Origin of the sequence: Microvirga aerilata (genome assembly GCF_016743775.1) — a bacterium.
Taxonomy (GTDB): domain Bacteria; phylum Pseudomonadota; class Alphaproteobacteria; order Rhizobiales; family Beijerinckiaceae; genus Microvirga; species Microvirga aerilata.
This window is the reverse complement of record NZ_JAEQMY010000185.1, coordinates 1-5,096: the sequence shown is the minus strand read 5'-3', so window position 1 is coordinate 5,096 and position 5,096 is coordinate 1. Positions and strand designations below refer to the sequence as shown.

Annotated in this window: 5 protein-coding genes and 2 pseudogenes; 4 read left to right on the top strand and 3 right to left on the bottom strand. The window is 59.5% G+C overall.

From position 1 onward, the window contains the following. Window positions 1-135 precede the first annotated feature (135 nt). On the bottom strand, window positions 136-1,245 hold the full coding sequence (locus JKG68_RS31055; protein ID WP_202066171.1) for a TRAP transporter substrate-binding protein: 1,110 nt from the start codon (window positions 1,243-1,245) through the stop codon (window positions 136-138). Between the two features lie 133 nt (window positions 1,246-1,378). Continuing rightward, on the bottom strand, window positions 1,379-2,536 hold the full coding sequence (gene gbd / locus JKG68_RS31050; RefSeq protein WP_202066170.1) for a 4-hydroxybutyrate dehydrogenase: 1,158 nt from the start codon (window positions 2,534-2,536) through the stop codon (window positions 1,379-1,381). 216 nt (window positions 2,537-2,752) lie between these two features. On the opposite strand from gbd, the pseudogene JKG68_RS35065 reads away from it, so the two are divergent. Both JKG68_RS35065 and JKG68_RS31045 read left to right on the top strand, forming a co-directional pair. Beyond that, window positions 2,753-2,929 (top strand): annotated as a pseudogene (locus JKG68_RS35065) (helix-turn-helix domain-containing protein); the annotation flags it as partial. Between the two features lie 30 nt (window positions 2,930-2,959). Next, window positions 2,960-3,436 carry a substrate binding domain-containing protein gene (locus tag JKG68_RS31045; RefSeq protein WP_246516101.1) on the top strand — a complete coding sequence of 159 codons (477 nt, stop codon included), beginning with the start codon at window positions 2,960-2,962 and terminating at the stop codon, window positions 3,434-3,436. Between the two features lie 274 nt (window positions 3,437-3,710). On the opposite strand, the gene JKG68_RS31040 is transcribed toward JKG68_RS31045, so the two are convergent. Further along, on the bottom strand, window positions 3,711-3,974 hold the full coding sequence (locus JKG68_RS31040; protein WP_210346508.1) for a hypothetical protein: 264 nt from the start codon (window positions 3,972-3,974) through the stop codon (window positions 3,711-3,713). A gap of 322 nt (window positions 3,975-4,296) precedes the next feature. Between JKG68_RS31040 and JKG68_RS31030 the strand changes: the two genes are divergently transcribed. Continuing rightward, on the top strand, window positions 4,297-4,614 hold the full coding sequence (locus tag JKG68_RS31030; protein WP_202066162.1) for a hypothetical protein: 318 nt from the start codon (window positions 4,297-4,299) through the stop codon (window positions 4,612-4,614). Window positions 4,615-4,683: 69 nt separating this feature from the next. Then, window positions 4,684-4,980: pseudogene (locus tag JKG68_RS31025) on the top strand (transposase); the annotation flags it as partial. Between the last annotated feature and the right edge of the window lie 116 nt (window positions 4,981-5,096).

Below are 5,096 nucleotides of genomic sequence, written 5' to 3'. Positions count from 1 at the left end.
GAAGCCTCCGAGGCCGCGACCCAATCGCCTGCAATATAGTTCTTCGTCATCGTTAGCCTGCCGTTTTGGTGTTGATGGGCTTCCGCTGCGAGGAGAAGAAAAATGAGATCCTTTCCCCCTCTGAGCCTTCGTGACTTATCCTCGGGTGCGGGCCCTGATCATGAATGTCTCATATGAGTATTCGTTTACCTGCTGCCAGAGGTACTGCTCGCTGCGATAAGCCATCATGTGGTCGTGGACGCGCTTGAACAATGGGTTCTGGGCAGAGATCTCGGCGTAGACCTCGCCCGCGGCCTTGAGAGAAGCATCCATTACAGGAGCCGGGAATGCTTTGAGCTGAACTCCGGCCGCTACCAGCCGGCGGATGGCGCCGGGATTGAGCTGGTCGTACTTGGCGATCGTGATGGTATTGGCCTGATGGGCTGCAGCGGTCATCAAGGCCTTGTCCTCCGGGCTGAGCGCGTCCCACTTGGCCCTGTTGACGAGCAGAAAGATCGCCGACGAGCCTTCCCACCAGCCAGGATAGTAGTAATAAGGTGCGACCTTGTTGAAGCCCAGCTTCTCGTCGTCGTAGGGGCCAACCCATTCCGCGGCGTCGATGGTACCGCGCTCAAGAGCCGGATAAATGTCACCTGCTGCAATCTGCTGGGGCACGACACCGAGCTTGGCCAATACTTGGCCCGCAAGGCCGCCGATGCGCATTTTAAGGCCTTTCAAGTCCTCAACCGTGTTGATCTCCTTGCGGAACCAACCTGCCATCTGGGCGGTGGTATTGCCGATTGGCAGACCAAATACGTTGTACTTGGAAAAGAGCTCGTTGTTCAGGAGATCCAAGCCGCCGCCTTCGAAGAACCAGGCATTCTGCTGGCGCGTGGTCAGCCCGAAGGGAACTGCCGCCGCGAAGGCAAAGGTAGGGTCCTTGCCCACATAGTAGTACGGTGCCGTGTCGCAGCACTCGACAGTGCCGTTCTGGACTGCGTCCAGAGCCTGAAGGCCTCCGACGATCTCACCGGCAGCCAGATGCTGAATCTGAATCCGCTCCTTCGTCATGTTGGACAGGGCCTTGATAAAGGTCTCGCCCGCACTGTAGACCGCATCGAGCGACTTGGGGTAGCTCGATGTCATGCGCCAAGTGATCTGGGTTTGGCCAGCATCTTGCGCACTGGCAGACGCAGAGCCGATCACGGCAGCAGATGCCAGTGTGGTTGCTCCGATGCCACCCTTCAATAGATCACGTCGTTTCATGATAGTTCCTTCCCTTGTATGCCGTTTGCCTGTTGACCAAGCCTAGACATTTCAGCTTGATCAGGTGGTTTGCATGTAGGTGGGGATTGATGGCGTTCCTCCACCTGGCTTTTACGCCGTAAATCGGAACGCCTCAGGCGCTCAGCTGGAGAGGTTCGCCTGTGTAGGCGGCTTCGAGAATGGCGCGGTAATCCTCAATGCTCGCCGGACGAGGATTAGTTGCTGAGGAGTGATCCTCCGTTGCACTCTTCGCGATTGCCGGAAAGCAATCCCGCGGCACGCCCATCTCGGCAAGCGTCGCCGGCATGCCGAGCCGCGCATTCAGGCTGCGGATGTAGTCCGCCAAGCTCTCGGCTGGCTTCAAGCCCAATCTCTGGCGTATCGTATCGTATTTTGTCCCCGAGCTCCCCTCGTTAAACTCCAGCACATACGGGAGCAGCACAGCGTTCAAGGTGCCATGATGCAGGGAGACCTGCTTCAATCCGCCTAGGGGATGCGAGAGCGCGTGGACAGCACCCAGTCCCTTCTGGAACGTCAGGCCGCCCTCCAGCGCCGCCATGAGCATTTCGTATCGTGCCTCGCGGTCAGATCCTTGGCTCACGGCCCGCTCAATGTGGTTGACTGCGCGATCCAAGCCGTCAAGCGCGATCGCCTCGGCCGGCGGGTTATTGCGTGGGCTGAGATAGGTCTCGATGCAGTGCGTGATGGCGTCCATTCCTGTGGCTGCCGTCAGAGCCGGCGGCAAACCGAGCGTGAGTTCGGGATCGCAAATGGCCCGCTTGGGAATGAGGTGGGGAGAGATGAACCCGAGCTTGCGGCCATCCTCAAGGGTGATCAGGGCCGCCCGGCCAACTTCGCTGCCTGTGCCAGCCGTTGTCGGGATGGCAATCAGGGGCGCCACTGCGGACGTAATCTTCGGAATTCCACCCAAGATCGCTGCATATTGCTCAAGTCGTCCTTCATGGGTGGAAAGGAGAGCCACACCCTTGGCCAGATCTATAGGGGATCCGCCTCCGATAGCGATCAGCCCGTCGCAGCCAGCCGAGCGATAAAGCTCCAGCGCCGCCAGAACGGCGCCCTCGGTCGGGTTCGTCGGCGTCCCGGTAAAAACAGGCACATCCTCACCTGCCGGTAATACAGTCTTGAGGCGATCGATGAGGCCTGCTCGCGCAAGCCCCTCGTCGGCAATGATCAACGGAGCTTTGATTCCGAGTTCCCGCAGGTCATCTCCCAACCCAGACAGGGCTCCAAAGTCGAACCGAATGGTCGTCAGGTATGAAATCAATGACATTCTACGTCTCCTCCATATGCCTTTATGGCCGAGCACCTCTCACGGGTAGCTCTTGAGCAATATATCCTACCCATGACACGAGACTGCGCGGGATTTTGCAACGCAGCTTTGCACTGGTCTTGGCATGAACATGGGTCCAGCCTCGCGCAATTAGCCTTGCAGTGTCCATATCTTGGGTTATCAGAGGTGGTGTGAACTCAATTCACAGGTGGAGCATTGGATCGCTTTCGGGAACTTACAGTCTTTCTCCGTGTCGTCGATACAGGAAGCTTCTCTAGAGCGGCACGAGATCTGGCCCTTAATCCGTCAACTGTCAGCAAGCTAATCGGCCGCATCGAGGAGCGGCTTGGCACCCGCTTGTTCGCACGCTCGTCACGTGTCGTTCGTCTCACGGCCGACGGTGAGGTCTTCCGAGCTGGGGCCTTGCGGGCGCTCGAGGCACTCGAACAGGCGGAGGTGGAGATCACCTCGTTACGCACTCCAATAGCTGTCAAGGGCACCTTGCGCATCCACTCGCTTCCTGCCTTCGCGCGTTACCAGCTTGCCCCCCGGATGCCCGCATTCCTTGCTCGCTATCCCGATCTTCACGTCGAGTTTCTCCTAAGCAATGAGACACCCAACTTTATCGAACAGAAGATCGACGTCTCGATTCAGAGCGGTCAGCTTGTTGATTCAGCTCTCATTGGGCGGAAACTTGGCACGAGCCGGTGGGTGATCTGCGCTGCTCCCTCATACCTTACGGCCAATGGAACTCCAGTGACACCAGCGGACCTCAAGGATCACAACTGCCTGAACTTCACGCCGGAGATCCCTTTCCGTGAGTGGCCGCTGAACAACGGACGATCGAGGAACATAACGCGCATCTCGGTGAGCGGGAGCATCTCCTCCAATCATGGCTAGATGCTTCTCGACTTGGCACGTTTGGCCTCGGGGTCGTCCGGCTCGCAGAGTTTCATATTGGTGGCGACTTGAGAAAGGGCTCGCTTATTCCATTGCTCAGGGAGTTTCAGAATGACGAGGAGGAACCGATCCATGCTCTCTATTTGCACCGACGTCTGACCCATATTCGAGTGCGGACATTTATTGATTTTCTTGAAGAGAGCTTTGGTAAAGCGAGAGCCCCATGGGCGATCCCATGAGCCGGAGAGACTCGCTCAGCTGGACGTTGGCCCTTTCAGGCGGGGAAGCATGCGGCCTCGGTGAGGTGACTGAGCAGAGTTTGCGGAATTTTCACCTGATCCTGGTCGAGCCGGGACATTTCAAAACTGCCGCTCCATAGTTTGGCCCGGACGATCGCCACGGGTCCTGCGGGCACGAAGGTTTCCACGAGCTGATGCAGCAGACGACACGCGAGATCGTGCGGCACCCATCGATTACGGTTGAGCACGCGATGGAAGGTGGTGAAGGTGGCGATCTCGCGTAGACCCATGATGCTCAAATCGGACGTGACGGTCCTCCGCCCGGGGCCAGGATGGCGCCGGCGATCAGGACAAGCACGCCCCGCAAGCTCGGCGCGGTGAATGCACTGGCAAAGGGGGCAAACCAGCGGGTGAGGACAGGAGCGGGTGTGGGGGCTATCATGGCGCTCTCTGACGGACGGGGGGCGACAGATCAACGCCTTCCCGCGGAGATGAACTGCGCATCGGAGAACGCGATCGCATCCTGGAGGGGCTTGCCGCCTTCTGCCGCGTGCATGATGTGGTGGTGGAAAAGCGCGGAGGCGGCTACTCGCTGCTGAGCCGGCGCAGCGGAGCGCCTGTGTGACCGAGGATCAGCGCACCCGCGTGCAGGAGCTCCATGCCGCGATGCAGGCCGAGGCCATTCCCCTGGGCGAGCGCCTGATCACGCAGGAGACTGATCTCGACCGGCAGTTCGCCACCAAGGCGGTAACGCCCGTGAGCCTTCAAGCGGCGACGGCGGAGATTGGTGCGACGCAGGCTGCCCTGCGGCTCGCTCATCTGCGTTATCACCTCTCGACGCTTGACGTTCTCACCCCTGAGCAGGGCCGGCGATACGGCGAACTACGAGGCTATCAGGCATCGGGCGGTCATGGACATGGCCACAAGGGGCACCACTAGGGTCAGGACCCATAAAGCGGCCGCGATTGATTGGTAGCATTGCCGGCTCCTTAGATCAGGTGTGGGACCATGAGCGATCTGTTCTGGCTGAGCGATGAGCAATTTACCCGTCTGGCACCGCTTTTGCCTACCGACACCCGTGGTGTGCCGCGGGTGGATGACCGGCGGGTGATCTCCGGCATCGTGCAGGTGTTGCGCTCGGGCGCGCGCTGGGTAGATGCCTCCCCGGTCTACGGCCCGCGCAAGACCCTCTACAACCGCTTCGTGCGCTGGGCGGCACGCGGCATCTGGCGCGAGGTTTTTGAGACGCTCACCCGTGCGGGCGGCCCATCATCTCCAAAGCTTGATCGGCCTTCCGCGTTGCGTTTGGCTCACCACACCACTGCTTGAACATGTTTTGCAGGACTTAGCACTACAGTTGCACCCTTCGTTTGCGATGTGAGGCTTGCGCCATGGCCTGATGCGCTCGTCTCCAGGCGGAC

What these genes read in the sequence shown, in the direction of transcription:
- gbd (WP_202066170.1), bottom strand. Translation starts at nt 2,536, where the DNA reads ATGTCATTGATTTCATACCTGACGACCATTCGGTTCGACTTTGGAGCC.
- JKG68_RS31055 (WP_202066171.1), bottom strand. Translation starts at nt 1,245, where the DNA reads ATGAAACGACGTGATCTATTGAAGGGTGGCATCGGAGCAACCACACTG.